The organism is Actinosynnema pretiosum (assembly GCF_024171695.1).
GTDB classification, from domain to species: Bacteria; Actinomycetota; Actinomycetes; order Mycobacteriales; family Pseudonocardiaceae; genus Actinosynnema; species Actinosynnema pretiosum.
In genome coordinates this window covers 82,974-108,274 of the sequence record NZ_JAMTCF010000011.1, presented here as the reverse complement: position 1 = coordinate 108,274, position 25,301 = coordinate 82,974, and the positions used below count along the sequence as shown (strand labels likewise).

Here is a 25,301-nt window from a genome sequence, read left to right as displayed (position 1 = left end):
CCCACCGCCCGCGTCAGGCCTTCTCGACCTCCTTCACCACGTCCAGGCTCGTCCGCAGCACCACCGGCTTGAGCAGCACCGCCGCCAGCACGCCCACCGCCGCGACGACGGCCGAGATCAGGAACACCTGCGCCGTCGCCTCGCCGTACGCCGTGCGGACGTCGCCGGGGTTCGCCGCGACGTCGCGGGCCAGGACCGCGCCCAGGACGGCCACTCCGATCGTGCCGCCCAGCGAGCGGAAGAACGAGACCGTGGAGCTGGCCGCTCCGATGTCCTTCAGGGGCACGGCGTTCTGGACCACCAGCACGAAGTTCTGCATCGTCATGCCGACCCCCGCGCCGACCAGCACCATCGCCACCGACAGCACCACCAGCGGGGTCTCGCGGTCCAGGAAGCCGAGGATCGCGAAGCCCGCCGTGAGCGAGAGCGAGCCCGCCACCAGGTACGGCTTGAGCTTGCCGGTCCTGGTCACCAGCCTGCCGACCACCGTCGACGCCACCAGGATTCCGGCCATCATGGGAATGGTCAGCAGCCCGGCCTCGGTGGGCGTGTGGCCCCGGCTCACCTGGAAGTACTGGCTGAGGAACACCGCCGCGCCGTACATCGCGGTGCCCGCCGCCAGGCTGCCCAGGATGGCCAGCGCGGTGGGTCGTTGGCGCACGATGTCCAGTGGCACAACGGGTTCCGGGACCTTGGTCTCCACCCACACCGCCGCGCCGAGCAGCAGCACCGAACCGCCCGCCATGACCAGGCTCGGCCAGGACGACCAGGTGAACGCGTCGCCCACGAACGAGACCCACACCAGCAGCAGGCACACGCCCGCCGTGATCAGCGCGGCGCCCGCGTAGTCGATGCGCACCCGCTCCCGCCGCACCACCGGCAGGTCCAGGGTGACCTGCAGCAGGACCAGGGCGGCGATCGCGACCGGGACGCCGATGAAGAAGCACCAGCGCCAGCCAAGCCACGACGTGTCCACGATCAGACCGCCGAGCAGCGGGCCGCCGATCGTGGACACCGCCGTGACGCTGCTGAGGTAGCCGCTGTACCGGCCGCGCTCGCGCGGCGGGATCATCGCGGCGATCGCGATCTGCACCAGCGTCTGCAACCCGCCGACCCCGGCGCCCTGGAGCGCGCGGGCGGCGATGAGCTGACCGGCGTCCTGGCTGAGGCCGCTGGCCAGCGAACCGGCCACGAACACGCCGATCGCCACCTGCACCAGGGTCTTCTTGCTGAACAGGTCGGCCAGCTTGCCCCAGATCGGGGTGGTGGCGGTGGCGGTCAGCAGGGTCGCGGTGACCACCCAGGTGTACTGGGACTGCGAGCCGTCCAGGTCGCTGATCATCCCCGGCAGCGCGGTGGACACGACGGTGCTGCTGAGCGTGGCGGTGAACAGGGCCACCAGCAGGCCGCTGAGCGCCTTCAGGACCTGCGCCTTGCCCTCGGTCACCGGACCGGCTCCTCGGTGAGCCTCAGGACGCTGCCCTCGGCGTCGGCGGACAGGTGCAGCGCGCCGTCGTGGGCGGCCAGTCCGGCGAAGCTCGGGGCCACGCCGGGGAGTCCGGCCGCGAACAGGGCCGGGGTCGGGCGGTTCGGGCCGCCCACCGGCAGGTCTTCCAGCTCCACGCGCGGTTCGCCGCCGTCGAGCGGGATCGAGCGCAGTGAGCGCGTGCCGACCTCGACGACGAACAGCTCCCGGCCCAGCACGGCGATCCCCTGCGGTTCGGCGAGCCCGGCGAGCAGCGGCGCCGGGGCGTCCGCGTCCAGCCTGAGCACCGCGCCCTGGCCGGGATCGCTGACGTAGCAGCGGTCCTCGTCGTCCAGCGCCACGTCCACCGGGCGGGTCAGGCCGTCCGCGAGCACGGTCACCTCGTCCTCGGGCGAGATCAGCAGCACCCGCCCGGCGCCGGACTCGGCGACGACGAGCGAGCCGTCCGCGCGGACTGCGATGCCGAGCGGGCGGTCCACTCCCCTTGCCCGGTCACGGGTTTCGCCGGTGCGCGGGTCGTGCGTGCGGATCTGACCGTACTGCGAGGTCAGGTGCAGCAGGCCCGCGTGCGCGGCGATGCCGTGGGTGAACGTGCGCAGCTCGCGGTCGACGCCGTCCGGGCCGATGGTCGCGGTGCCGTAGTGGTCGGCCGCGCGCACGACGCCGCCGAGGTCGACGGTGATGCCGAACGGGCCGTCCAGCCCGCGCCGCACCACCTCCCTGGTGCGGCCGTCCGGGTGCAGCTCCAGCACGCCGCCGCTGGCGTAGCTGGAGACGAACATCCGGTTCTCCGCGTCGAACGCCGCGTTGTCCAGGCCGACCACGCCACTGGTGATCGTGCTCCGGTCGCCGGTGCCGAACAGGTCGATCCTGGTGACCACGCCGGTCGCGGCGCGGGAGAGCACGAGCAGCGCGCCGCCCAGGTCGAAGCGGACCGCGACCGGCTCGAACACGTTGTCCGCCACCAGTTCCGGGGCGCCGCCGTCGACGCCGACCCGGTAGACGCGGCCGGTGAGCATGTGCGGGTAGTAGAGCAGGCCGTCCGGGCCGAGCTGCATGGCGTTGCCCATGGCGAGGTCGCCGGTGAGCTCCACCGGGCCGTCGGCGGTCAGCTCCAGCAGCCTGCCGTTCGGGCGCATCTCGTTGACGTACAGGCGGTTCCCGGCGAACGCGATGCCGTTGGGCACCACGACCTCGGCCGAGAGCAGCTCGTACTCGCCGTCCGGCGCGCGCCGCCACACCTTGCCCGGCACCAGGTCCGTGACGACCATCGAGCCGTCCGGGGCGAACGCCAGGTCGTCCGGGGACTGGATCGGGCCGCCTGGTGGGACGACCACCTCCACGTCGCCGGTGGCGAGGTCGACGGCGCTGATCTGCCCGGCGAGGAACTGGGCGACGTGCAGCCTGCCGTCCGGGCCGAGCGCGACGCCGTTGGAGCCGCGCAGCGGGGACGGGCCGGTCAGGTGGTGGGAGTGCCAGCGCCCGGTCACCGGGGGTCGACCAGCACGTCGGCCATGCCGCCGTCGGCGCGCCAGCGGCGCAGCAGCTCGTGGAACACCACCGGGCCCTCGCCGTAGGACAGGCCGCCGGGGCGGGGCTTGCCCTCGTTGTTGTAGTAGCCGGGGGTGCACTCGGCCTGGAAGTCGAACCGGTCCACAGTGGACTCGCGCAGCACCTGCTGCCAGGCCTCCTCGGCCTCGGCGCTGGGCTCGACGCGGACGGCGCCGCGCTCGCGGGCCTGCTCCAGCACGGCGGCGATGTGGGTGGCCTGCTCGTCGAGGATGTGGGTGAAGTTGACCGACGAGGCGTTCTGCAGCGGGCCGAGGTGGAACAGGTTCGGGAAACCGTTGCTGTAGAAGCCGTGCAGCGTGCGCGGGCCTCGCGCCCACGACTCCAGCAGGGTCGTGCCGCCGCGACCGTGCACCGGCATCGTGCCGGAGACGACGCCGGAGACGCCGACCTCGAAGCCGGTGGCGAAGATGACGCAGTCGACCTCGTACTCGACGCCGCCGACCACGACGCCGGTCTCGGTGAACCGCTCCACGCCGCCGTGGTCGGCGGTGTCGACCAGGGTGACGTTGGGGCGGTTGAACGCCTCCAGGTAGAGGTCGCTGAACGTGGGGCGCTTGCACATGTAGCGGTACCAGGGCTTGAGCAGCTCGGCGACCGCCGGGTCGTCGACGATCTCGTCGACGCGGGCGCGCAGCTCGTTCATCTTGGCGAAGTCGGCGAGCTCCTCGACGTGGGCCAGCTCGTCCGGGGACAGGTCGGCGGGCGTGGTGCCGGGGATGATCTGCCGCTGGAGCTGGGCGGTGCCGGTCCAGCCGTCCTGGATCAGGTCGACCTCGACGTGGCCGCCGGAGACGGTGGTGAGGAAGTTGTCCCGGCGCTCGCGCTGCCAACCGGGCTGGAGCGTCGCGGCCCACTCGGGGTCGGTGGGGCGGTTGCCGCGCACGTCGACGGAGGACGGGGTGCGCTGGAAGACGTGGAGGTGCTGGGCGTCGCGGGCGAGCATCGGGACGACCTGGATGCCGGTGGCGCCGGTCCCGATGACGGCGACCTTCTTGTCCGCCAGGCGATCCATGCCGCCGGTGGCGTCACCGCCGGTGTAGCCGTAGTCCCAGCGGCTGGTGTGGAAGGTGTGGCCCCGGTAGGTGTCGATGCCGGGGATGCCGGGGAGCTTGGCCTGGGAGAGCGTGCCGCTGGAGACGACGACGTGGCGTGCGCGCATGGCGTCGCCTCGGTTGGTGGTGACCTCCCACTCCTGGTTGGCGTCGTCCCAGGTGAGGCTCGTGACGCGGGTCTGGAAGCAGGCGTCGCGGTAGAGGTCGAAGTGCTTGGCGATGGCGACGGCGTGCTCGCGGATCTCCTCACCGGGGGCGTAGCGCCACTTGGGGACGTAGCCGACCTCTTCGAGGAGGGGGAGGTAGACGTAGGACTCGATGTCGCAGTGGATGCCGGGGTAGCGGTTCCAGTACCAGGTGCCGCCGAAGTCGCCCGCCTCCTCGACGACGCGGATGTCCTGGAACCCGGCCTGGCGCAGGCGCGCGCCGGTGAGCAGGCCACCGAAGCCGCCGCCGACGATCAGGACCTCGACGCGGTCGGTGAGGGGGTCGCGGGTGAAGTCGGGGTCGGCGTGGGGGTCGGCGGCGTAGTAGCCGAACTCGCCCGCAGCGCGGCGGTACTGGGCGGCGCCGTCGGGGCGGACGCGGCGGTCGCGCTCGTGGCGGTACTTCTCGCGGAGGGCCTCGGGGTCGAAGCCCAGGTCGGTCTCGGTGAGGCGGTCGGGGGTGGCGGTCATGGGCACCTCGGGGTCGTCGCGGGCAGGGCGGGCCGGAGGTCCTGGGACCTGAGGCCGGTCACCATTAAATCAAGCGACTGACTGAACTCGCCAGCCGCCTCTCGGGACAAGCGGCAACGGGGGCGCCGCCGGGGCAGCCCGCCACTCACCCCCTCCGGCAAGAGCCACTCCTGCGCAACACCCCTGAAAACTGCTATAAATAAACAAGCAAGAAAATCACGCTAAAACCAAAAAGGAAATGCATGGTGAACGAAGAAAATGACTTTAAGAAAATTTTCCAAAGAATGCTGGAAAATCGGAGGTTTTCTCCTGGTATCTTTTCCAAACTGACCGGACTTTCTCAGTCCACGATCAACCAACTTCTGAACGGAACCCTGAAGCCGAATTACAATACCATGCAGGCGGTTGCCTCTGCCCTGCAAATTGAGACAGCCGATTTGATCGCCATTGCAGGACTGCCCCCAGTGAAGGACGCCTCCACAGAACACAGTAACAGCTATTCTCGCGAACTGGGTGCTCTTATTGCAGTGGGAACTTACCTCAACGCCGAGCAACTGAAATCAATCACAAAAGAAGCTGTTCGATACAAGCAGGAAAACCTTTCCAAGAAGGCCCGAGAAAGGCGTAAAGAAGACTTTCCACACCCCACCTAAGAGCGTGGATCGCTTTGGCCAGTCGGCCGTTCTGCGACTCGGGTTTGTTGCGTCCCTTGCAGGGGGGGGTGATCACGTGCGCGCAGCGGTCGACACGCCGCGACCGCGCCAACCAGTCACAACCGCAAAGCCTTACCCACCAACGCATCCAGACCAGGATGAAAAAGGCTCAGTTCAGCACGCTCGTCAAAGTTCCCAGCCGCTGAGCGCGGCAAACTGTTCTACAGCGGGAACCAGCCGCGCAGCGAATGCACTGGACGATGCCTGAACTTGGGACACCACCGGACGGGCATCCGCGAGTCCCTCGGCTACCTGGGCCAGAAGGAAAAGAACTTCACGCTCGGCATCAATCTCTTTTTGCACCAGCAATCCCGAAGGAGGGGGCGTTTCTCCATAGCCCACGATTACCGAAACCTCCCCTGAGAACTCGAAGTCGAGCATGGAGAGCAGCGTCCGGATGGTGTTCACGGACATCTCCACCCGCACAGCTGAAGGTCTCATTGAAGCAGCAAGCGCATTTCCCACCAATTCCACCGCCTGAGTCAGGTAGAACTCCGGACCATAGTAGTCATCCTCATCGTCCTGAGATTCCATCTCCAACTCATCCAACGCCTCAGGGCACTCGTCCTGCACCGACTCGCCGGCAGCCGCCGCCCAAGCAAGCCCGAGCGCGCCATCAACCCACGTCAGGCACTCCGAGGGGCCCAGGGCTCGACAGAAGGCGGCGCCCCGTTCTGCGACCGCGGTGCAGATCAGCATCAGCTCGAAGTCCGAAGCATCTGAAATTTCTTGAAGCTCCAACGGGGTCTCCACGTCGCCACACACCGCCTCCGCGAGCGACCGCCCGCCCCGATTCGTCAGCGGCCTGAGCCACCTTCGGCGATTGCACAAACCACTTGACCTTGGGGGTCGCACGCAGTCAGACCATGATGCACCCGTGCCAAGTTGATCAGCACCGGAGAAAACCCGCCGGAACGCGACCAAGGAGATCACCGCGAACGGAAAAGCGGGGCGCCCGCGCCAGAAGCGCGAGCGCCCCACCGCTCATTCCGCCAGTTCCAGCACCAGCGGCGGGACCGGGCCGGTGAGGTACAGGTGGTCCGGGTAGTGCTCGACGCGCATCTGCCCGTCCGCGCCCGGAACCGCCTCCTCGCCGAAGCTCTGCAGTTCGTCCGCCAGGTCCCCGAGGTGCCCGGCGCCGCCGGTCACCAGCAGGTCGCCGGTGTCCGCGTCGACCTCGACCGACACCATGCCCTCGGGCCGCACCTCGACCGCGCACCGCCGCAGGAACCCCCGGTACGAACCGGTCCCCTCCGGGACGGCGGCGAAGTACTCACCGCCCCCGCGCACCACGTCGGACAGCCCCTGGAAGGCCGCCGCGGTTGCCAGGACGAGCACCTCGCCGGTTCTCTTCGAGTACCAGATCTCCACGGTTGTTGATCATGGGACATCCCGCGCCTCCGGCGCCAACCGGGGGCGGGGGACGTCGGTCACCTGGCCGCGTTCACCTCGGCGAGCTTGCCCGCCAGCCCGGCACGGGTCAGCTTGCCGCCGGACAGGCTCACGAAGCGCTCCAGCGGGATCGACGCCATCATCTTCGCCATGTCCATGCCGAGCGCGTCCTCGGACGACTCGGACGAGCCGAACACGCCCGTCAGCAGGCCGCCGAACGCCTCGGCACCCGCGGCGTCGGCCAGGACCTCGCCCAGGGTCGACTCCGGCGTGAACGGGACCGGGGTCTCGTCGCCGGTCACCGCGACGGTGGCGGACGCGCGCAGGTCGCGGCTCGACGCGCCGACGGTCACCTCGTACTCGCCGCTCTCCAGCACCCACCGGTCCGCCGCGACGTCCCAGTAGGACAGGTCGGCCGCGCGCAGCAGGACCTCGACGCGGCCCTCGGCGCCGGGCTCCAGGTCCACCGAGCCGAAGCCCTTCAGCTCGCGCACGGGGCGCGACACCGACGAGCCGGGGACCGACACGTAGAACTGCACGACCTCGCGACCGGCCCGCTCACCGGTGTTGACCACCGCGACCGACGCCGTGATCCCGGCCTCGGAGGCGGAGACGGTCAGGTCGCGGTGCTCGAAGGTGGTGTACGACAGGCCGTGCCCGAACGGGAAGCCGACTGCCGCGTCGCGGGCGTCGTACCAGCGGTACCCGACGTGCAGGCCCTCGCCGTAGTAGACCTGCGAGCGCTCGCCGGGGAAGTTCAGGAACGCCGGGGTGTCCTCCAGCCGGGTGGGCGCGGTCTCGGCGAGCCTGCCGGACGGGTTGACCGCGCCGAACAGCACGTCCGCGACGGCCGCGCCGCCCGCCTGGCCGAGCAGCGCGCCGTCCAACAGGGCGGGCGCGCCCGCGAGGGGGGCAAGGCGCAGCGCGCCGCCGTGGGAGAGCACGACGGCGGTGCGGGGCTGGGCCTGGAGCACGGCGGCCAGCAGTTCGACCTGCTCAGCGGGGATCTCGATGTGCTCGCGGTCGAAGCCCTCGGACTCCTGGTCGGCGGCCAGGCCCAGGAACAGCACGGCGGACTCGGCGGCGCCCGCGGCGGCGACGGCCTCGGCGCGCAGGGCCGCCGCGTCGCCGGAGCCGTCGGTGGTGAAGCCCGCGGCGAAGGTGGCCGAGGGCGCGTGGCGGCGGATCTCGTCCAGCGGCACGTCCACCCTGGTGGGGTTCACGTGCGAGCTGCCGCCGCCCTGGAAGCGCGGAGCCTGCGCGAACGCGCCGATGACGGCGACGGCCGAGCCGGGGGCGAGGGGCAGCACGGCGCCCTCGTTCTTGAGCAGCACGACGCAGCGCGCGGCGACCTCGCGGGCCAGCGCGTGGTGCGCGTCGACGTCGAGCACGACATCGGAGCGGCGGCCTGCGACGCCCTTCGCGGCCAGCGCGGCGACCCGCTTCGCGGCCAGCTCGACCACGGCCGGGTCCAGCTCGCCCGCCTCGACGGCCGCGACGACGTCCGCGTCGGTGTCGCCGCCGCCGGGCATCTCCAGGTCGAGCCCGGCCGACACGGCGGCCACCCGGTCGCGCACCGCGCCCCAGTCGCTGACCACGGCGCCCTCGAAGCCCCACTCGCCGCGCAGCACGTCGGTGAGCAGCCAGCGGTCCTCGGACGCGTACACGCCGTTGATCCGGTTGTAGGCGCACATGACCGTCCACGGCTGGGCGTCCTCGACGACCCGCTGGAACGGCCGCAGGTACACCTCGCGCAGGGTGCGCGGGTCGACGTTGGAGCTGGAGCGCATCCGGTCGGTCTCGGTGTTGTTGGCCGCGTAGTGCTTGAGCGAGGTGCCCACGCCCTGCGACTGCACGCCGCGCACCCAGGCCGCGCCGAGCGCGCCGGACAGCAGCGGGTCCTCGGAGTAGTACTCGAAGTTGCGACCGCAGCGCGGGTCGCGCTTGATGTTCACGCCCGGTCCCAGCAGGACGGACACGCCCTCGGCCTGGCACTCCTCCCCCAGCGCCCGGCCGACCCGCTCGACGAGGTCGGCGTCCCAGCTCTGCGCGAGGCCGACGGCGGGCGGGAAGCAGGTCGCGGGGACGCTGCCGCCGATGCCGAGGTTGTCGGTCGCGCCGGTCTGCTTGCGCAGGCCGTGCGGGCCGTCGGTGACGAAGAGGGACGGCACGTCGCCGACCGCCTTCGTGGTCCACATGTCCGCGCCGCTGCCGAGGGCGGCCTGGTCGGCCACTGACGCGGGCACGGTGGGCTGGTCGGTGCTCATCGGCATCCCCTTTGAAAACCGCATGATGTTCGGTTTTTGACTCCACGAACACCGTATACCGCTCGGTTTTGGGTGGCAACGGATAGATTCGCCACCATGACTCGACGGGGCTCGTACGCGAAGGGGCTGGCCAAGCGGGAGGAGATCCTCACCACAGCGCTCGAACTGGTGGCCCGCAACGGCTACCGGCGCACCACGGTGCGCGAGCTGGCCGACGCGGTGGGCCTGAGCCAGGCGGGGCTGATGCACCACTTCGGGTCCAAGGAGGAGCTGTTCACCGAGATCCTGCGGCGGCGCGACGAGGCCGACCGGGCGGAGTTCCTCGGCGACCCGGAGACCACCGACCTGCCGGACGCCTACGTGCGCCTGGTGCGGCACAACGCGGGGGTGCCGGGGCTGGTGCGGCTGTACAACCGGGTGTCGGCGGAGGCGGTGGAGCCGGAGCACCCGTCGCACGGGTACTTCAGCGAGCGGTACCGGGCGCTGCGGGCGGACACCGCCGAGGCGATCCGCCGGTTGCAGGCGGAGGGGCGGATGCCCGCCGCAGCGGACCCGGACAAGCTCGCGGTGCTGGTCACGGCGGTGCTGGACGGGTTGCAGACGGCGTGGCTGCACGACCCAGGGACCGACATGGCCGAGCACGTGGCGCACTTCTGGGAGCTGGTGGGCGGGGTCAGGCCGGAGTGAGCTGCCACCAGTAGCCCGCGTCGTCGTGCGGCGAGGGCTCGCCGCCCTCGGACTCGTACAGCGCCTTGGCGGCGGTGTTGCCCTCGTCGGTGAACAGCCACATGCGGCGGTGGCCCTCGGCGCGCGCGAGGTCGCGGAACGCGGTGAGCAGCGCCCGCCCCACCCCGCGCCGCCTGCTGCCCCCGTCGACGCCGATCTCGTAGAGCTGGACCTGCGAGTAGCCCGCCGCGTGCCGCTGCCGGAGGCCCCAGGCCCAGCCGACGACCGCGCCGCCGTCGTCCAGGGCGACGAGCGCGATCGTGGCCGGGTCGGCGAGGAACGGGGTGTGGTCGGCGACCTCGACGTCGCGGAAGAGCCGGACGGCGGCGTCGAGCAGGTCGTGGTCGGCGGGGGTCAGCGGTCGGATGGGCACGGGCGGCATGATCGCACCCTCGGCTCAGCGCGGCGGCTCCGCCGACAGCAGCAGCGCGGCCAGCACCACGGCCGTCGGCAGCAGCACCGCCGTCCACAGCAGGATGCGCCGGATCGAGTGCAGCACCAGGACGGCCTCGGTGGCGGCCTGCGCGGTGGCCTCGGCGGGACCGCCCGCGCGGTTGATGCGCAGCAGCGCGTGACCGGCCGGGTCGGACGCCCAGCTGGGGCCGCCGGTGTAGTAGTCGTCGGGTTCCGCCGCGGCCTGCCAGTGCCGGGGCTCGGACGGTCTGGCGTTCATGGGCACCTCCGCGGCGCGGGGTCCGGGGATGACCTTGGAGTCGGGCCGGGTGTCCGCCGTGTTACGGATCCGGGTCGCGCGGCTGCGGAACCACGTCGCGGGGCGCGGCCCGCGCCCCCGGCCGGGCGGCGCCCTTCCGGAGCACCCCCTAATGAAGCGTTCCAGCGAATCCGCAGAATTGCGCTCAAACATTTTTTCCAGAATTACCGGGAATTGCCCCGCCGTCCACCGGGGAGGTCGCCGATGCCCTACCGTGGCCAGCGGGGAGGCACCGGGGAGGACGGATGGACGGGGACATCTCCGCAGGCAGCAGCGCCGGTCTCGCGTCGGGCCAGGCCGTGCACCGGACCGTCGCGGTGGTCGACGTCGAGGCGTACGGCGACCACCGCAGGACCAATCCGGACCGGTTGGCGGTGCGCGCCGCCGTGTACGCGGCACTGGCTTCGGCATTCACCTCGGCGGGCGTCCCGTGGGATTCCTGCGACCTCGGGGACCGGGGCGACGGGGCGCTGGTGCTCGTTCCCGGAGACGTGCCGAAGGGCCTGCTCGTGGAGCGGCTGCCGCACCTGCTGGCGGACCTGCTGCGCGAGCACAACCGCACGCACCCCGATGGGCAGCGGGTGCGGCTGCGGATGGCGGTGCACGCGGGCGAGGTGTACCTGGACGGGCACGGCGCGGTCGGGCACGCGGTCAACCACGCGTGCAGGCTGGTCGACTCCCCCGCCGCCAAGCGGGAGCTGACCGGGCACTCCGGGGCGCTCGTGCTGGTGGTGTCGGCGTGGTTCTTCGACGAGGTGGTGCGGCACAGCCGGTTCGCCGAGGTGGGCGCGTACCGGCGCACCCGGGTGGTGGCCAAGGAGACGGACGCGGACGCGTGGGTGCTGCGGGTCGGCGGACCCTCCACCGGGGACCAGGGCCCGACCGGCGTGGCGCAGGCTGACGGGCCCCCGGTCGAGCGGCCACCGACCGAGCGGCCACCGGTCGACGTGCCGCAGCAGGGGCAGCGGGGCGCGGAGCCCGTCCGGCGGCCGGGTGACGCCGCGCTGTGGCGGGCCTCCGACGACAGCGCCAGGGCGCTGGGCAAGCGCCGCACGGCGTTCCCGCTGGACCTGAGCATCGCCGAGCTTCACCGCAGGGGCCTGTACGTGCGCGCCTCGTTCACCGGCCCCGACCTGGTGGCCGCCACCGGGGTCTCGTCGGTGGCGGCCGAGGTGCTCGCGGGCTGCTCGGTGCTGCTGCTGGGCGAACCGGGCAGCGGCAAGAGCGTCACCGCCTACGCGCTGCTGCGCGAGCTGCGCCGGGTGGCGCCCGCCATCGCGGTCCGGGTGTCGGGTCTGCGCGAGGCGCTCGACGGCTCCGGTCCGGAGTGGGCGGTGGCGCTGCGCGCGGCGGTCGGGAGCGGCGCGCGGCCGGTGCTGGTGGTCGACGGGCTGGACGAGGCGGTCGGCGACGAGGGCGGCGGCGCCGGGCTCGCCGGGCTGCTGCGCGAGGCGGGCGCGGTGTTCACGCTCGTGGTCACGTGCAGGCACCGCGAGTTCGAGGACGTCGTGGCGCCCGCGATGGACGGCGACGTGTTCGACTCGATCCGCGCCGTGGGCGGGTGGGCGCTGGACGGGCAGTTCGCCGAGTTCACCCGCAGGCTGGCCGCGGCCGGGGTGCTGGACGAGCCGGGCGCCCTGGTGGAGCTGGTGCGCGCGTCGCCGGACCTGACCAGGATGGCGGCCCGGCCGCTGTACGCGCGGATGATCACCTGCCTGGGCGCGGAGCGGTTGCGCGGGGTGGCGAACGTGCCCGCGCTGTACGCGGAGTGCGTGGACCTGCTGGCGCGGCGCAGCGACCGGGCGCTCGTGGTCGCGGGGTGCCGGGGCGGGTCTTCGGCGGACGTGTGGGTCGACGCGGCGTGGGCCCTGTTCTCCGGGCGGGCGCTGCGGGAGGACCGGTTCGACTTCACCGCGATCAGCCTGGCCGTGGCGCGCGGCCCCTCGGGCGAGGGCGCCGAGCGGTGCGCGGCGCGGGCGCTGAGCCACCTGTGCGACCGGGTGCGCGCGTCCGGCCGGGTGTGGGGCAGCTTCATCCACTACTCGTTCTACGAGTACCTGGTGAGCCGCTCCTACCAGCGCGCGCTGGCGGGCGGGGGCGGCGCGGGGCTGGTCGAGCACCTGCGGCTGGACCCGACCCCGGAGATCAGGCACTTCCTGGTGGGCGAGCTGCGCGAGGCGGGCGTGCCCGACCTCGCGGGGGTGCTGGAGCGGGCGTACCGGACGGCCCGCGAGCGGGAGGGGGCGGCGGTGGCGCGGGTGACCGGGAACCTGGTGGCCTACCTGCTCTCCCGCGCCGCGCCGGGCGGGGTCGGCGCGCTGTGGCGGCTGTTCGACGGGGAGGACGACGTGTTCCTCCAGCAGGCGCTGCTGTGGGGGCTGTGCCACCGGGGCGACGGGCGGGCGCTGGCGGAGTTCGTGGGGCGCGGGCGGTCGTCGCCCCGGTGGCGGGCCTGGAACCGGGGGTACCTCATGTACTACTACGGCGACCGGGACCGGACCCTGGAACCGCCGCACGTGGACTCGGACCGCGCGCACGGCTGGTCGCGGACCCGCGAGCGGTCGATCGCGCTGGTGCGCGAAGCGGGCTACCGGGACCGGATCAGCGCGGAGCGGCGCTACCTGGACCTGTACTCGTTCTACGACTTCGCCCTGTGGCGCGGGGAGCGGCTGGCGCCCGGCGACGCCGGGGCGGTGCGGGACGCGTGGCGCGCGCTGCGGGACGACCCCGGCGTCGACGCCGAGCTGCTGCGCGAGCTGGACGGGATGCGGGACGCCGTCGGCGGGTGACGGGGGCTCCCGGTCACCCGACCGGCGCGGCGGCGCCGGGGACCGCGTCGAGCGCGAAGGCGGGCAGCAGGGCGGGCACGGCGTGGCCGGGCACCCCGGAGCCGAGCAGCGCGGTCTCCGCCTCGGCGCACGCGGACGCCACCCGGTCGCGGTCCATCGGCCCGCCCGCCCCGTCCTCCACCGGCAGGCCGAGGTCGAACGCGAGCACGGCCTCGACGCGCGCGCCCCTGCTGTACTGCCAGCCGTCCGCGAGCACGATCCGCGTCACGTGGTCCCGGATGATGCGCTCGCACAGCACGTCGTAGCCGGGCTGGTCGAGCCCGGCTATGTCGAACGCGGCCGGGTTGACGACCGCGCTGCGCGGGTGCCGGGAGCGGGCGAGCGCCGCCGCGCCCCCGGCGTCCGCGCGGTTGGGTTCGAGGACCTCGCCGCGCCAGCGAGCGGGCAGTTCCGCGCGCAGCGCCGTGCGGTCGAACCTGCCCAGGCTCAGCATCAGGTCGAACTCGCGCTTTCCCGAGCTGATGGGGCAGGCGACGTACACCGCGCCCCGCAAACCGATCGACGAATACGCCTGCATCGCCGCGACGATGGCCGTTCCGCTCATCTTCGGACTCCTCGCTCAACACCGGAGAACGCTTCTCGCGCAGCCCACGGTGTCACGCCACCGGAGTTGATGAAAGAGACACCGCAGCCACTTTCCGGGCTTTTCGGGAGCGGCCCCGCAGGAATGCGGGCGCACCGTTTCCAGCGGAGCACCGGGATGTTCCGCCGAAAGCGGAAAAACGGGTCACTCGTCGTAGTCGAAAGCGCGCAACCGGGCGCGCACCTCGGGGCTGAACAGGGTTTGCGAGAGCAGGTCGCGGTGCTGGACGCCCTCGGGGGTGAGGCGGACCCGGTCCGGCGCCACCTCCGCCAGGCCCAGCTCGGCGAAGGCCGCGAAGCGGTCGGCGAAGCGCTCGACCGGGTCGGCGCCGAGCAGCTCGCGCGCCCAGTTCCGGTCCAGGTCCACCAGGTTCAGCGCGGCGGCCTTGCGCAGCCGCTCGTCGGGCGTCATGGGGTAGCCGTCCCGGACGGGGCTCGCACCGACGCGGACGCGGTCCAGGTAGTCGCGCAGCGCGGAGGACCGGGAGCGCACCGAGTAGCCGTTGCGCAGGTCGGCCTCCCACAGGTAGCTGCGGGCGCCCGCGCCGAGGCCCAGCACGTTGCGCATCCCCCAGTGGTTGGCCTTCTGGACGTAGCCGCCCCGGTCGCGCACCCACCTGACGTGCGTCTCCTGCCGGTACCCGGCCTCGCGCAGCACCCGGTCGGCGACCCGGTAGCGGCGGTGCAGGACGGCGCCGTCGACGCTGCGGTAGCCGCGCCTGCGGTAGCCGGTGAACGGTCGCAGGGTGAGCGGGTAGGCGCACACCGTCGGCGGCAGCAGGGCCGTGACCTGCCGCAACGAGGTGAGCCAGCCCTCGTCCGTCTGCCCGGCGAGGCCGTAGATGAGGTCGACGCAGACGTTGGCGAACCCGGTGCCGAGTGCCGCGGCGAGCAGGTCGAGGCCGGAGGCGGCCGGGCGGTCGCGGCCGAGGTCGACCACCTCGCCCGAGACCATCGACTGGTAGCCGAGGTTGATCCGGTTGATCCCCGCCGCCCTGATGTCCCGCAGCGCCGCCGCGTCGACGGTGGCCGGGTCGACCTCCAGCGCGGTCTCCGGCGGCGGGGTGGTCGGGTCGGTCGCGAACAGCGCGAGCAGGCCGGTGACCAGGCGTTCGAGCAGCTGCGGGCGGAGCACGGACGGGGTACCGCCGCCGAGGTAGAGGGTGGTGACGTGCTTGCGGTCGGTGAGCGCGGCGAGGCGCTCGGCCTCGCTCAGGACGGCGGCGACGTAGTCGTCGTGCCGGTCGTCCCGCCCGGCGTCGGCCACGGCGTAGAGGTTGCAGAAGCGGCAGATCTGGCGGCAGAACGGGACGTGCGCGTACAGGTTGAGGTCGGGGAACCGGGCCAGCGAACGGCTGACCAGGCCGGGGACGTCGGCGTCCGGCCCCGGTGGGAGCGGCCGGTAGCTCTGCCTCGGCGGGTAGGAGTAGACGTAGTCGACACGGGTGTCGGCCGCGATCAGGGCGGCCAGCTCCCGCGCCGGGGTGCTCGCGGCGGTCACGGCAGGGGTGTCCACGACGACGCGCATGGGTGCCTCACCGGCTAGAGCGAGATGCCCCCTCGGGAGACCTCGCTGATGAAGTTCCTGCTGTTCGGGGAGAGCTGGTCGACCATGTCGGCCCACTCGGCGACGTGGTGGTAGGAGAGCCGGTCGTGGATCGGCTCCACCGGCCGGGGACGACCGCTGGTGATGGCCGCCAGGAACCACGTGTAGACCATCCGGCAGTCGCCCTGGAAGAACTCCCGCTCGCCGAGCCTGCGCTCGATGTCGACCTCGACGCCGACCTCCTCGCGCAGTTCCCGGACGGCGGTCTGCTCGGGCTCCTCACCGGGTTCGAGCTTTCCCCCCGGAATCTCCCACTGGGTCAGCTCGTCGGTTCTCCGGTGCAGCATCAGCACCCGCCCGCGCGGATCCGTGATGACGCACCCCGCCAAACGCACTTCGCGCACGGACCAACTCCCGCCGATCGGACTGGACAACGCGGAATCGGGTGCTAGCTTTGCCGACGGGACGATTGTCGCGAAATAGGACACGCTCACTTCTTCGGGTGAAGACAGTGTGGCAAGGGCCGGAAAACCGGACCCCGCAATTCTGCGGTTCCGGGTCCGCGAACCGAATTCCCCCCGGTCCCGCGCGGCCGGGCACGCGCCGAGGTGACCCCGATGAAGATCATCGTCTCCGGCCTGACGGCGGCCGGGAAGACCACGCTCTCCCGCGCGCTGGCGCGGGCGCTGGGCGTGCCGCGCTACTCGGCGTCGGCGGTGCTGCTCGACGTCCTCGGCCGCGCCGAGCGCGAGTGGTCCCCCGAGGTCGACCTCGCGCGGGGCGACCCGGAGCTGGAGCGGGCGGTGGACGCGGCGATGGCCGGGCTGCTAGGCCGGGCGCCCGCCGGGGTGTTCGACTCGTGGGGGCTGCCCTGGTACTCGGCGGAACCGGCGGTGCGGATCTGGCTGGAGTCGAGCACCGGGAGCAGGGCGCGCAAGTGCCGCGTGTCGTACCTGGAGCGGGGGAGCCCGCGCGGGCCCGCCGAGTGCGCCCGGCTGCTGCGGGACAAGGACGGGCTCAGCCGGGAGCTGTTCCTGGCGAACTGGGGGTTCGACCTGTTCACCGACCGGGCGCCGTTCGACCTGCTGGTGGACTGCTCGGCGCTGATCCCGACGGCGACCCTGCGGGACGCCCGCGCGGGGTCGCGGGCGACGTTCGAGGCGGTGCTGGCGGCGCTGGTCGAGCGCGGCGCGCACCCCCGCGAGGACGCGCCCGCCGCGCCGGGCAGCGGGGCCGCGCGGGAGCCGGTGATCACCTGGCTGCGCTGAGCACCCCGTTGCCCCGCAAGCGCTCCTCCCCCGCGCCGCGACCGCCCACCCCTAGTGGCATGATCAACTCAAGGCGGGATCTCCGACGTCCCGCCCCAGGTCCCGCCGGGTGCTCAGCGGCCCCGGCGGGGCCGTCCCCGGCCGCCCACCCCTCGGGAGCTGCGCCATCCGGCCGACTGGCTGGTGGTAGGAAAGCCGTGTGACGAACACAGGCGGCGGGCTGGAGCTCGCGCAGGACGAGGTCGTGACCCTGGCCAGCGAGCTGATCAGGATCGACACCACCAACACCGGCGACCCGGACACGCTGGTCGGCGAGCGGAAGGCGGCCGAGTGGGTCGCCGAGAAGCTGGCCGAGGTCGGGTACGAGACCACGTACGTCGAGTCCGGGGCCAAGGGGCGCGGCAACGTGGTCGCCCGGCTCGCGGGGGCCGACCCGTCGCGCGGGGCGCTGCTGGTGCACGGTCACCTGGACGTGGTGCCCGCCGACGCGTCGGAGTGGTCGGTGCACCCGTTCTCCGGCGCGGTGCAGGACGGGTACGTGTGGGGGCGGGGCGCGGTCGACATGAAGGACATGGTCGCCATGTCCCTCGCGGTGGCGCGGCGGTTCAAGCGCGACGGGATCGTGCCGCCCAGGGACATCGTGTTCGCGTTCCTGGCCGACGAGGAGGCGGGCGGCCTCTACGGCGCGCAGTGGCTGGTGGAGCACCGGCCGGAGCTGTTCGAGGGGGTCACCGAGGCGATCAGCGAGGTCGGCGGGTTCTCGATCACGCTGAAGGACGACGTGCGCGCCTACCTCGTGGAGACCGCCGAGAAGGGCATCCGCTGGCTGAAGCTGCGCGTGCGCGGCACGGCGGGCCACGGGTCGATGATCCACCACGACAACGCGGTCGCGAAGCTGGCCGCCGCGGTGACCAAGCTGGGGCAGCACCGGTTCCCGCTGGTGATCTCGCCGTCGGTGCGGGAGTTCCTGGACGGGGTCACCGAGATCACCGGGATCGACTTCCCCGAGGACGACATCGAGGGCGCCGTCGGCAAGCTCGGCGCGCTGTCGCGGATGATCGGCGCGACGCTGCGCGACACGGCCAACCCGACCATGCTGACCGCCGGGTACAAGGCGAACGTGATCCCGTCGGTCGCCGAGGCCACCGTGGACTGCCGCATCCTGCCCGGCCGCGAGGAGGCGTTCGACGCGGAGCTGGCGGAGCTGCTCGGCCCGGACGTGGAGCGCGAGTGGATCGGCCTGCCGCCGGTGGAGACCACGTTCGACGGCGCGCTGGTGGACGCGATGGTCGGCTCGATCAGCGCGGAGGACCCCGGCGCGAAGGTGCTGCCGTACATGCTGTCCGGCGGCACGGACGCGAAGTCGTTCCAGCGCCTGGGCATCCGCAACTTCGGCTTCGCGCCGCTGAAGCTGCCCGCCGACCTGGACTTCTCCGGGCTCTTCCACGGGGTGGACGAGCGGGTGCCGGTGGACGCGCTGAAGTTCGGGGTGCGGGTGCTGGACAGGTTCCTGCTGAACTCGTGAGCCCGCTCGACGCGCCGCCCCCACCGGACGAGGGGGGCGGCGTCAGTCGACGGGGATCTCGTCCCAGAACACGACGCCCAAGGCGATCGACACGAGGACGATGAGGACGACCAGGCGCAGCTGGGCCTTCTCGGACCGCTCGACCAGCGCCTCGTCGACGCCGGGCTCGTCGTGGTCGACCATGAGCTCGGGCCTGAACCCGGAGGCCAGCCAGACCAGGGCCATCGCCAGGACGTACAGCGCGCAGACCGCCTCCACCGGGGCGCCCCCGATGTACGAGCCGAAGAACATCATGCTGAACGGCATCGCGAAGGTGACGGCCAGGACCTCACCCCGGTTCACGGTCAGCTTCCGGAGCATGCGCAGGAAGGTCGCGAGCCAGAGCACCCCCGTGGCCAGCATGACCAGATCCCACGACCGGAGCACCGAGCGAGCGTAGGTCGACAGGTGGTCGCGCGCCCGGCGGAAGCACCCGCCTGACTCACCCGTTCGGGGTAAGGTCCGGGGCGTGGAGCTGCGCGTCACCGAGCACCGGGTCCGGCTCGGCCGGGCCGACTTCCGCGTGCTCCGGCCCGCCTCGCCGCTCGCGCGCACGCTGGTCGTGGGGCGCGAGTGGTCCGTCGAGGTGCTGGTCGGCGGGGCCGACGCGGCGGCCGTGGCGGCGCTGTGGCTGCTCGCCGCGCGCTCCCCCCGCTCGCTCGTGCACCTGCCCGTGCGCGCCACCACCCCGCCCGCAGGCGGGCTGTGGCCGGGGGACCTCCCGCTCGACCTCGTGCTGTCGCACCGGGGGTTGCAGTTCTCGCCGTCGGACTGGAAGGACGTGCGCGCCGGGCTCGGCCGGGGGCGGCTGCGCACCGCCGAGCTGCCCGAGGTCGCCGCGCTCGCGCCGGTCGACCACGACGCCTACGCGCACGTGCCCGACCGGGAGCGGCTGCACGAGCGGGTGCACGCGGACACGCTGTTCGTCACCGGGGACGCGCCGCTGTTCCGCGAGGTGGCGAGGCTGCACCTGGACGTCGCGGCGGGCGGCGGCCACCACGGGACGCACGACCACCTCGGGGTCGAGCACTACTGCCAGGAGGTGCACCCGAGCTCGAACGTGCTGGGGCGCGGGGCTCGTCGGCTGCACCTGGTGCACACCGCGCGCTGGACCTCGACCGGTCGGCGCGGGGCGGGACCGCCGCTGGGGCGGGAAGTGTGAGGATGCCCACCGGGGAACGTCACCGGTGAGGGGAGGTGGCGCGGAAGCGGCCTGACGTCACGTGATGTCCGGCGGAATCCACTGCGCCACCAACAGGTCCCGAGACCAGCGCTCGGGATCGGCGCCCAGGGTGGGGCGGGCGCCACGCGCGGAGGTCAGTCCTCGTCCGCGACGTACCCCAGTTCCTCCGACAGCGCCCGCGCCGCGCGCAGCACGGTCGCCGTCGCGCGGGTGCGGTCGAGCGGGTCGCGCATCCGGGCGCCCGCCGCCGCCAGCGTCACGCTCGCGCCGACGCTGCCGTCGATCGAGCGGACCGGCGCGGACACCGCCCACACGTTGCGGTCCAGCTCGTTGTCGCACACGTCGTAGCCCTGCGCGCGCACCACCGACAGGTGCTCCAGGACGCCCTCGGTGGTGCGCGGGGTGCCCGACGTGTACTCGGTGAGCGGGGCGTTCGCGAGCAGCGCCCGCGCCACCTCGTCCTCCTGGAACGCCAGGATGCTGCGCGCCGACGACGCGGCGTGCAGCGGCATCTCCTGGCCGATCCGGACGAACAGCCGCAGCGGGTGCCTGGCCTCCACGAGCGCCACGCACACCGGCACGTCGCCGATCAGCTCGCTCAGGAACACCGTCTCCCCGCTCTCCCGCGCCGCCACCTCCAGCGGCGCGGGCGGGCGGACGAGCCTGGCGCCGTTCGCCCTGGCCTGCTGGCCGAGCGCGCGGGCGGAGCGGCCGAGGAAGTAGCGGCGGTTGACCGGCGAGCGGGACACGTAGCCGGACTGCTCCAGGGTCGCCAGCAGCCGGTGCATGCTGCCGACGGGGATGTCGAGCTGCTCGTGCAGCTCCTGGAGGCTGCGGCTGGTGCCCGCCGCGGACAGCGCTCCGAGCACGTCGAGCGCTCTTACTACCACTTGCATCGGACGGGTTGCCTCGGCCACCTGACCTCCGGGTGAGGGCGAGAAGTTGATCGCGTGATTCTCACGCCGAGTCGCCCAGCTCACACACCCGGGGTGGCCACCAGGTCACGCGCCGCGCTCGCCGCCACCCGCAGCATCGCCAGCTGCGCGGGCTCGTAGTCCTCCAGCCAGCTGTCCGTGGCGCGGGACGCGTGGGCCACCAGGACGGCGCCGACGCGCAGCCCCATCGCGGCGCCGACCGCGAACACGGTCTCGCACTCCATGTCCATCGCGTCGACGCCCATGGCCTCGATTTCCGCCAAACGCCGGGCGGCGCGTTCCTCCATTCGGTCCAACGGCCTGCCCTCTCCGACGTAATAGCTGTCGCAGGAGAGCACGCGAATTCGGTGGGCGGGTCGCGGGAAATGCGCGGGCGCGGCGGCCAGCAGGGCCGCGGAGACGCCGTCCTCGGCGAGCGCGGGGATTTCCGGGTCGGCGTAGTGCCTGGCCGCCCCGCCCTCCCGCTCGGCCTCGGTCACCACGCACAGGTCGCCCGGCTCGATGTGCGCGCTGAGCGCCCCCATCCCGCCGGTGCGGATCACGGTGCGCACGCCGAGGCGGGCCAGCTCGACCACGGCGATCTCGGTGGACGGCCCGCCGATGCCGGTGGAGCAGACCGCGACGGGCACCCCGCCCGAGGTGCCGACACCCACCCTGAACTCGCGGTTCTGCCCGAGGACGCGGAAGTCGTCGAGCACCTGCGCGGCCCGGTCGACGCGCGCCGGGTCGCCGGGGAGCAGGCACACCTCGGGCAGGTCGCCGGGTCCGCACGGCAGGTGCGGGGGTCGCCCGTCGAGCCAGGGATCTGCTGCGCTGCGGGCCACCGGGCGCGCTCCTCACCGCCGGGTCCGCCGGCACTCGTGGTGGAAATGGGGTTTCCAGATCGGGGAGTCTGTTGGTCGGCCGAACGGCTGTCAACCTCCACTGCGAACGGTCACAGTGGATTTTTCGCGCCCGATAAAGCAGGCTGATCTGCGTCGACGCGAATCGCTACGCAGAGCGATCACCGAGATGCTGTTCCGGTGAGCACCGACCCCGAGGTGGAAAGGCACTTCCACCGCATGGAACACTCCGGGCCGCACCCCGGAAACCGACCACGATTGCGGAGCCACGACGTGACCCCTCCCGCCCCGAGCGGCGCCCAGCCCGGCGTCCCGGCACCCGCCCCGCCACGGCCGCTGCTGAGCATCCGCGGCGTCGACAAGCGCTACCGCACGGCCAAGGGCGCGACGGTGCAGGCGCTGGAGGGCATCGACCTGGACATCGCCGAGGGCGAGATCGTCGCGGTCATCGGGCCGTCGGGCTGCGGCAAGTCCACGCTGCTGCGCATGGTCGCCGGCCTGGACGACGACTACACGGGGACCGTCGAGTGGCAGCGCCCGCCGCGCCCCGGCAAGGACATCGGCTTCGTGTTCCAGGAGCCCGCGCTGCTGCCGTGGCGCTCCGTGGCGGGCAACGTGGGCCTGGGCCTGGAGGGCCGCAAGGACCTGGAGGGCGCCGAGCAGCGGGTGGCCGAGCTGCTGGACCTGGTGGGGCTGGGCGACTTCGCCAAGTCCTACCCGAAGGAGCTGTCCGGCGGGATGCGCCAGCGCACCGCGATCGTGCGCGCGCTGGCCTACGACCCGCAGATCCTGCTGATGGACGAGCCGTTCGGCGCGCTGGACGCGATCACCCGCGACCGGCTGCACGACGACATCCTGCGGATCTGGGAGCGCACCAGGAAGACCATCGTCTTCGTCACGCACAGCGTGGAGGAGGCCGCCTACCTGGCCGACCGCGTCGTGGTGATGTCCGCGCGCCCCGGCCGCATCCGCGCGGTGCACCGGGTGCCGCTGCGCCGCGACCGCACCCCCGCCACCCGCGAGCTGCCCGAGTTCGGCCGCTTCGCCGGGATGCTGCGCGGGGAGCTGGCATGAGCGTGCGCGACCTGGTCGACGAGACCGCGGTGCCCAAGGCGCGCGGCCGGTTCGACCTGCGCCGCGCGGGCACGGCGGTGCTGTACCTGGCGGTCGTCATCGGCGTGTGGCACCTGTACGTCACGCTCGCCGACGTCCCCCAGTACCTGCTGCCCGCGCCCGGCGCCGTCGCCGAGTCGCTGGCCGGGCTCGCGAGCAGCGGCGAGCTGTGGCCGCACCTGGGCTACACGGTGCGCAACATCGTCATCGGCCTGGTGTCCGGCGTCCTGATCGGCTGCGCGCTGGGCTGGGTGCTGGCGTCCTCGCCGCGCGCCCGGATGCTGCTGGCGCCGTACGTGGTGCTGTTCCAGGCCGCGCCGAAGATCGCCGTCGCCCCGCTGCTGGTGCTGTGGTTCGGCCTCGGCCTGGGCTCGCAGCTCACGCTCGTGGTGATGCTCGCGTTCTTCCCGATGATGATCGCGATGACGCTCGGCCTGGGCGAGGTCACCGACGACATGCGCGCGCTGGGCCGCGTCCTGGCCATGGACCGCAAGCGGTTCCTGCTGCGCGTGCAGCTGCCCGCCGCGCTGCCCGCCCTGTTCGCGGGCGCCCGGATCGCCGTGATCGACGCGATGACCGGCGCGTTCCTGGCCGAGTACCTGTCCGCGAAGCAGGGCCTCGGCTACCTGATGGTGATGGGCAAGAGCACCTACGACACCCCCCAGCTGCTCGCCGCCGTCCTGCTGACGGTCGTGGTCGGCCTGACCGGGTTCGGCCTGGTCGGACTGGCCGAGCGGATCGCACTGCCGTGGCGCCGCTAGCCGGGTCCCCCGACCCCGGCCCCGGCGCCCTCCCCTGCTAGAACCCCGCATCCCCGAAGGGAAAAGCATGTCCAGCTCCACCCTGTCCCGCCGCCGCTTCGGCGCCCTGACCGCCGTGGTGGCCACCGCCGCCGCGCTGGTCGCGTGCAGCCCCGCCGACGCGGGCTCGTCCTCGTCCTCCGAGGGCGGGACCAAGAAGGTCACCATGCAGATCGACGGCTCGGCGGTGCCGTACTACGCCCCGCTGTACGCCGCGCAGAAGCAGGGCTTCTTCAAGAACCACGGCCTGGAGGTGGAGTTCACCTACGCCCAGGGCGCCGACATCGTGCAGAACGTGGCCGCGGGCAACGTCGACTTCGGCTTCCCCAACGGCGACTCGGTGATCACCGCGTACGCCAAGGGCATCAAGACCAACGTCGTGCACACCACGTACCAGCAGGGCATCGGCGCGCTGCTGTTCCGCGACGACTCGGGCATCAAGACCCCGGCGGACCTCAAGGGCCGCAAGGTCGGCGTGACCGACCTGGGCAGCGCGAACTACGCGCAGCTCCAGGCGATGCTGGCCAAGGAGAACGTGCCGCTGTCCGAGGTGCAGGTCGAGACCATCGGCACCGGCGCGATCGTGGACGCCATGAAGAACGGCCAGGTCGACGCGATCGTCTTCTCCCGGCTGCGCTACTACGCGCTGCTCCAGGCCGGGGTGGGCGTCGGCCAGGTGCTGAGCGACGAGTACCTGCCGTCGTTCGGCAACATCGTCATCGCGAACCCGGAGAAGGTGAACTCCGACGCCGAGACGGTGAAGTCGTTCAACGCGGCCCTGAACGAGGGCATCCAGTACGTGATCGACAACGTCGGCGAGGCCACCAAGATGGCCATCAAGGACTACGCGCCCACGTTCGAGGGCCAGGAGGCCCAGATCGAGCTGATCCTGGACGACGTGTTCGCGCTGACCCTGTGGCAGTCGGCCGACACCAAGGAGCACGGCTTCGGCTACGGCAACGTGGACCGCTGGAACGAGTCCATCAAGGCCCAGGTCGGCTTCAAGCTGATCGACAAGGAGTTCAACGCCGACGAGATGGTGAAGAACGTCCGATGAGTTCCCCGACCGCACCGGCGCGCGGCACCGCGCTGCTCGCCGGCCTGGTGTCGCTGGCCGTGGGCATCGCTGCGTGGTGGACCGTCGCGTCGCTGCCGGTCGTGCCGGACTACGTGCTGCCCAGCCCCGGCGAACTGGTGTCCAGGGCCGTGACCCTGTTCCAGGGCGGCGGGCTGGGCGTGCACCTCGCGCAGACCCTCGCCGAGGTGCTGCAGGGCGTGCTGATCGGCACGGTGGCCGGCGTGCTGCTCGCGGTGCTGTTCGTGCGGCTGCGGTGGCTGGAGAAGCTGCTGATGCCGGTGATCGTCGTGGTCCAGGTGACCCCGAAGATCTCGATCGCGCCGCTGATCGTGCTGTGGCTGGGACTGGGCATCGGCTCGAAGATCACGCTGATCGCGCTGGTGACGTTCTACCCGATCCTGGTGAACGTGGTGGCGAAGCTGCGCGGGATGCCGACCGCGTTCGACGACCTGTCGGTCGTGCTCGGCATGTCCGGCGCGCGCAAGGCCAGGGTGCTCCAGCTGCCGTTCGCGCTGCCCGCGCTGCTGGCGGGCCTGCGGGTCGGCGTGCTCCAGGCGGTGACGGCGGCGGTGATCGGCGAGTTCATCGGCGCGCAGGCCGGGCTGGGGTACCTGGAGAAGCAGGCGCAGGACAACGACGACATCCAGGTCGTCTTCATCACCCTGATCCTGCTGTGCCTGATCGGCTGGGTGCTGTACGCGGTCGTCGACCTCGTGGAGCGCCAGGTGAAGGCCCGGTTCGACATCGGGTGAGCCGGAGGTGGCCGCGCCCCCGCGTCAGAGGGGGGCGCGGCCACCGGCGGAGTCCGACCTCGGGGCGCCCCTTCGGGCGGCGCCCCGGTTTTCGCTTTTCCGGGCCGGTCCGGTGTGGATCTCGGAGACCTCGGACACCTGACCGTTGCGCTGAACGGCTCAGCGGGGTTCGCTCGAACGGACCCGCCGTGA

The 25,301-nt window shown here is 72.3% G+C and carries 24 protein-coding genes; 10 read left to right on the top strand and 14 right to left on the bottom strand.

Features of this window, described 5'->3' with window-relative positions; translation table 11 throughout:
* Positions 1-13: 13 nt before the first annotated feature.
* Genes LV78_RS22745 through LV78_RS22735 form a run of 3 tightly spaced genes read right to left on the bottom strand, consistent with a single transcriptional unit; the run spans position 14 to position 4,787 of the window.
* Positions 14-1,447 (bottom strand): MDR family MFS transporter, encoded by a 1,434-nt coding sequence (locus LV78_RS22745; RefSeq protein ID WP_253847631.1) that lies wholly within the window; start codon positions 1,445-1,447, stop codon positions 14-16.
* Positions 1,444-2,976, bottom strand: a complete 1,533-nt coding sequence (locus tag LV78_RS22740; RefSeq protein WP_253847630.1) for a hypothetical protein — start codon at positions 2,974-2,976, stop codon at positions 1,444-1,446. The genes LV78_RS22745 and LV78_RS22740 overlap by 4 nt, the downstream gene beginning before the upstream one ends.
* A complete protein-coding gene (locus tag LV78_RS22735) occupies positions 2,973-4,787 on the bottom strand; it encodes a flavin-containing monooxygenase (protein WP_253847629.1) in 1,815 nt (604 codons plus the stop codon). The genes LV78_RS22740 and LV78_RS22735 overlap by 4 nt, the downstream gene beginning before the upstream one ends.
* A 242-nt stretch (positions 4,788-5,029) precedes the next feature.
* On the opposite strand from LV78_RS22735, the gene LV78_RS22730 reads away from it, so the two are divergent.
* Positions 5,030-5,440 carry a helix-turn-helix domain-containing protein gene (locus LV78_RS22730; protein ID WP_253847628.1) on the top strand — a complete coding sequence of 137 codons (411 nt, stop codon included), beginning with the start codon at positions 5,030-5,032 and terminating at the stop codon, positions 5,438-5,440.
* A gap of 186 nt (positions 5,441-5,626) precedes the next feature.
* Here the strand turns inward: LV78_RS22730 and LV78_RS22725 are convergent, their stop codons facing one another.
* The 3 genes from LV78_RS22725 to LV78_RS22715 form a co-directional block, all read right to left on the bottom strand.
* The gene (locus LV78_RS22725; protein ID WP_253847627.1) at positions 5,627-6,253 is read right to left on the bottom strand and encodes a hypothetical protein; all 627 of its coding nucleotides are present in this window, start codon (positions 6,251-6,253) and stop codon (positions 5,627-5,629) included.
* 231 nt (positions 6,254-6,484) lie between these two features.
* Positions 6,485-6,871: a hypothetical protein gene (locus LV78_RS22720; RefSeq protein ID WP_015803584.1), complete on the bottom strand. Its 387-nt coding sequence runs from the start codon at positions 6,869-6,871 to the stop codon at positions 6,485-6,487.
* A gap of 59 nt (positions 6,872-6,930) precedes the next feature.
* Positions 6,931-9,159, bottom strand: coding sequence for a glycoside hydrolase family 3 C-terminal domain-containing protein (locus LV78_RS22715; protein WP_253847626.1), 2,229 nt, complete (start codon positions 9,157-9,159; stop codon positions 6,931-6,933).
* A gap of 96 nt (positions 9,160-9,255) precedes the next feature.
* Here LV78_RS22715 and LV78_RS22710 point away from each other — a divergent pair, with 96 nt between their 5' ends.
* Complete coding sequence (locus LV78_RS22710) at positions 9,256-9,846, top strand: TetR/AcrR family transcriptional regulator (RefSeq protein ID WP_253847625.1); 591 nt, start codon at positions 9,256-9,258, stop codon at positions 9,844-9,846.
* Here LV78_RS22710 and LV78_RS22705 read toward each other — a convergent pair.
* Together LV78_RS22705 and LV78_RS22700 are read right to left on the bottom strand one after the other, a co-directional pair.
* Positions 9,833-10,258 (bottom strand): GNAT family N-acetyltransferase, encoded by a 426-nt coding sequence (locus LV78_RS22705; RefSeq protein ID WP_253847624.1) that lies wholly within the window; start codon positions 10,256-10,258, stop codon positions 9,833-9,835. The genes LV78_RS22710 and LV78_RS22705 overlap by 14 nt on opposite strands.
* 24 nt (positions 10,259-10,282) lie before the next feature.
* A complete protein-coding gene (locus tag LV78_RS22700; protein ID WP_253847623.1) occupies positions 10,283-10,558 on the bottom strand; it encodes a hypothetical protein in 276 nt (91 codons plus the stop codon).
* A 284-nt stretch (positions 10,559-10,842) separates the two neighbouring features.
* Here LV78_RS22700 and LV78_RS22695 point away from each other — a divergent pair, with 284 nt between their 5' ends.
* Complete coding sequence (locus tag LV78_RS22695; RefSeq protein WP_253847622.1) at positions 10,843-13,386, top strand: AAA family ATPase; 2,544 nt, start codon at positions 10,843-10,845, stop codon at positions 13,384-13,386.
* Between the two features lie 13 nt (positions 13,387-13,399).
* Here the strand turns inward: LV78_RS22695 and LV78_RS22690 are convergent, their stop codons facing one another.
* The 3 genes from LV78_RS22690 to LV78_RS22680 form a co-directional block, all read right to left on the bottom strand.
* Positions 13,400-13,990 carry a DUF4406 domain-containing protein gene (locus tag LV78_RS22690; protein ID WP_253847621.1) on the bottom strand — a complete coding sequence of 197 codons (591 nt, stop codon included), beginning with the start codon at positions 13,988-13,990 and terminating at the stop codon, positions 13,400-13,402.
* Positions 13,991-14,173: 183 nt separating this feature from the next.
* Positions 14,174-15,556: a coproporphyrinogen-III oxidase family protein gene (locus tag LV78_RS22685; RefSeq protein WP_253847620.1), complete on the bottom strand. Its 1,383-nt coding sequence runs from the start codon at positions 15,554-15,556 to the stop codon at positions 14,174-14,176.
* Between the two features lie 14 nt (positions 15,557-15,570).
* Complete coding sequence (locus LV78_RS22680) at positions 15,571-15,978, bottom strand: NUDIX hydrolase (protein ID WP_253847619.1); 408 nt, start codon at positions 15,976-15,978, stop codon at positions 15,571-15,573.
* A gap of 213 nt (positions 15,979-16,191) precedes the next feature.
* Here LV78_RS22680 and LV78_RS22675 point away from each other — a divergent pair, with 213 nt between their 5' ends.
* Both LV78_RS22675 and LV78_RS22670 read left to right on the top strand, forming a co-directional pair.
* Positions 16,192-16,842: a cytidylate kinase family protein gene (locus tag LV78_RS22675; RefSeq protein WP_253847618.1), complete on the top strand. Its 651-nt coding sequence runs from the start codon at positions 16,192-16,194 to the stop codon at positions 16,840-16,842.
* A 199-nt stretch (positions 16,843-17,041) separates the two neighbouring features.
* Positions 17,042-18,367 carry a M20/M25/M40 family metallo-hydrolase gene (locus tag LV78_RS22670; protein ID WP_253847617.1) on the top strand — a complete coding sequence of 442 codons (1,326 nt, stop codon included), beginning with the start codon at positions 17,042-17,044 and terminating at the stop codon, positions 18,365-18,367.
* Between the two features lie 42 nt (positions 18,368-18,409).
* On the opposite strand, the gene LV78_RS22665 is transcribed toward LV78_RS22670, so the two are convergent.
* The gene (locus LV78_RS22665; protein ID WP_253847616.1) at positions 18,410-18,793 is read right to left on the bottom strand and encodes a hypothetical protein; all 384 of its coding nucleotides are present in this window, start codon (positions 18,791-18,793) and stop codon (positions 18,410-18,412) included.
* Between the two features lie 82 nt (positions 18,794-18,875).
* On the opposite strand from LV78_RS22665, the gene LV78_RS22660 reads away from it, so the two are divergent.
* Complete coding sequence (locus LV78_RS22660; protein ID WP_253847615.1) at positions 18,876-19,568, top strand: hypothetical protein; 693 nt, start codon at positions 18,876-18,878, stop codon at positions 19,566-19,568.
* A gap of 155 nt (positions 19,569-19,723) precedes the next feature.
* Here the strand turns inward: LV78_RS22660 and LV78_RS22655 are convergent, their stop codons facing one another.
* Together LV78_RS22655 and LV78_RS22650 are read right to left on the bottom strand one after the other, a co-directional pair.
* Positions 19,724-20,506, bottom strand: a complete 783-nt coding sequence (locus tag LV78_RS22655; RefSeq protein ID WP_015803597.1) for an IclR family transcriptional regulator — start codon at positions 20,504-20,506, stop codon at positions 19,724-19,726.
* Between the two features lie 59 nt (positions 20,507-20,565).
* Positions 20,566-21,348 (bottom strand): nucleoside phosphorylase, encoded by a 783-nt coding sequence (locus LV78_RS22650; protein ID WP_253847614.1) that lies wholly within the window; start codon positions 21,346-21,348, stop codon positions 20,566-20,568.
* A gap of 291 nt (positions 21,349-21,639) precedes the next feature.
* On the opposite strand from LV78_RS22650, the gene LV78_RS22645 reads away from it, so the two are divergent.
* The 4 genes from LV78_RS22645 to LV78_RS22630 all read left to right on the top strand — a co-directional run bounded on the left by LV78_RS22645 (position 21,640) and on the right by LV78_RS22630 (position 25,109).
* Positions 21,640-22,440, top strand: coding sequence for an ABC transporter ATP-binding protein (locus LV78_RS22645; protein ID WP_253847613.1), 801 nt, complete (start codon positions 21,640-21,642; stop codon positions 22,438-22,440).
* Positions 22,437-23,240 carry an ABC transporter permease gene (locus tag LV78_RS22640; protein ID WP_253847612.1) on the top strand — a complete coding sequence of 268 codons (804 nt, stop codon included), beginning with the start codon at positions 22,437-22,439 and terminating at the stop codon, positions 23,238-23,240. The genes LV78_RS22645 and LV78_RS22640 overlap by 4 nt, the downstream gene beginning before the upstream one ends.
* Positions 23,241-23,307: 67 nt before the next feature.
* Entirely contained in the window at positions 23,308-24,336 is a 1,029-nt protein-coding gene (locus LV78_RS22635) for an ABC transporter substrate-binding protein (protein ID WP_253847611.1), read from the top strand.
* Entirely contained in the window at positions 24,333-25,109 is a 777-nt protein-coding gene (locus LV78_RS22630; RefSeq protein ID WP_253847610.1) for an ABC transporter permease, read from the top strand. Before LV78_RS22635 ends, LV78_RS22630 begins: the two co-directional genes overlap by 4 nt.
* Positions 25,110-25,301: the final 192 nt, after the last annotated feature.

Coding starts and splice junctions, on each gene's coding strand:
- LV78_RS22685 (WP_253847620.1), bottom strand. CDS start 15,556: ATGCGCGTCGTCGTGGACACCCCTGCCGTGACCGCCGCGAGCACCCCG.
- LV78_RS22695 (WP_253847622.1), top strand. CDS start 10,843: ATGGACGGGGACATCTCCGCAGGCAGCAGCGCCGGTCTCGCGTCGGGC.
- LV78_RS22635 (WP_253847611.1), top strand. CDS start 23,308: ATGTCCAGCTCCACCCTGTCCCGCCGCCGCTTCGGCGCCCTGACCGCC.
- LV78_RS22640 (WP_253847612.1), top strand. CDS start 22,437: ATGAGCGTGCGCGACCTGGTCGACGAGACCGCGGTGCCCAAGGCGCGC.
- LV78_RS22690 (WP_253847621.1), bottom strand. CDS start 13,990: ATGAGCGGAACGGCCATCGTCGCGGCGATGCAGGCGTATTCGTCGATC.
- LV78_RS22700 (WP_253847623.1), bottom strand. CDS start 10,558: ATGAACGCCAGACCGTCCGAGCCCCGGCACTGGCAGGCCGCGGCGGAA.
- LV78_RS22630 (WP_253847610.1), top strand. CDS start 24,333: ATGAGTTCCCCGACCGCACCGGCGCGCGGCACCGCGCTGCTCGCCGGC.
- LV78_RS22730 (WP_253847628.1), top strand. CDS start 5,030: ATGGTGAACGAAGAAAATGACTTTAAGAAAATTTTCCAAAGAATGCTG.
- LV78_RS22715 (WP_253847626.1), bottom strand. CDS start 9,159: ATGAGCACCGACCAGCCCACCGTGCCCGCGTCAGTGGCCGACCAGGCC.
- LV78_RS22710 (WP_253847625.1), top strand. CDS start 9,256: ATGACTCGACGGGGCTCGTACGCGAAGGGGCTGGCCAAGCGGGAGGAG.
- LV78_RS22675 (WP_253847618.1), top strand. CDS start 16,192: ATGAAGATCATCGTCTCCGGCCTGACGGCGGCCGGGAAGACCACGCTC.
- LV78_RS22735 (WP_253847629.1), bottom strand. CDS start 4,787: ATGACCGCCACCCCCGACCGCCTCACCGAGACCGACCTGGGCTTCGAC.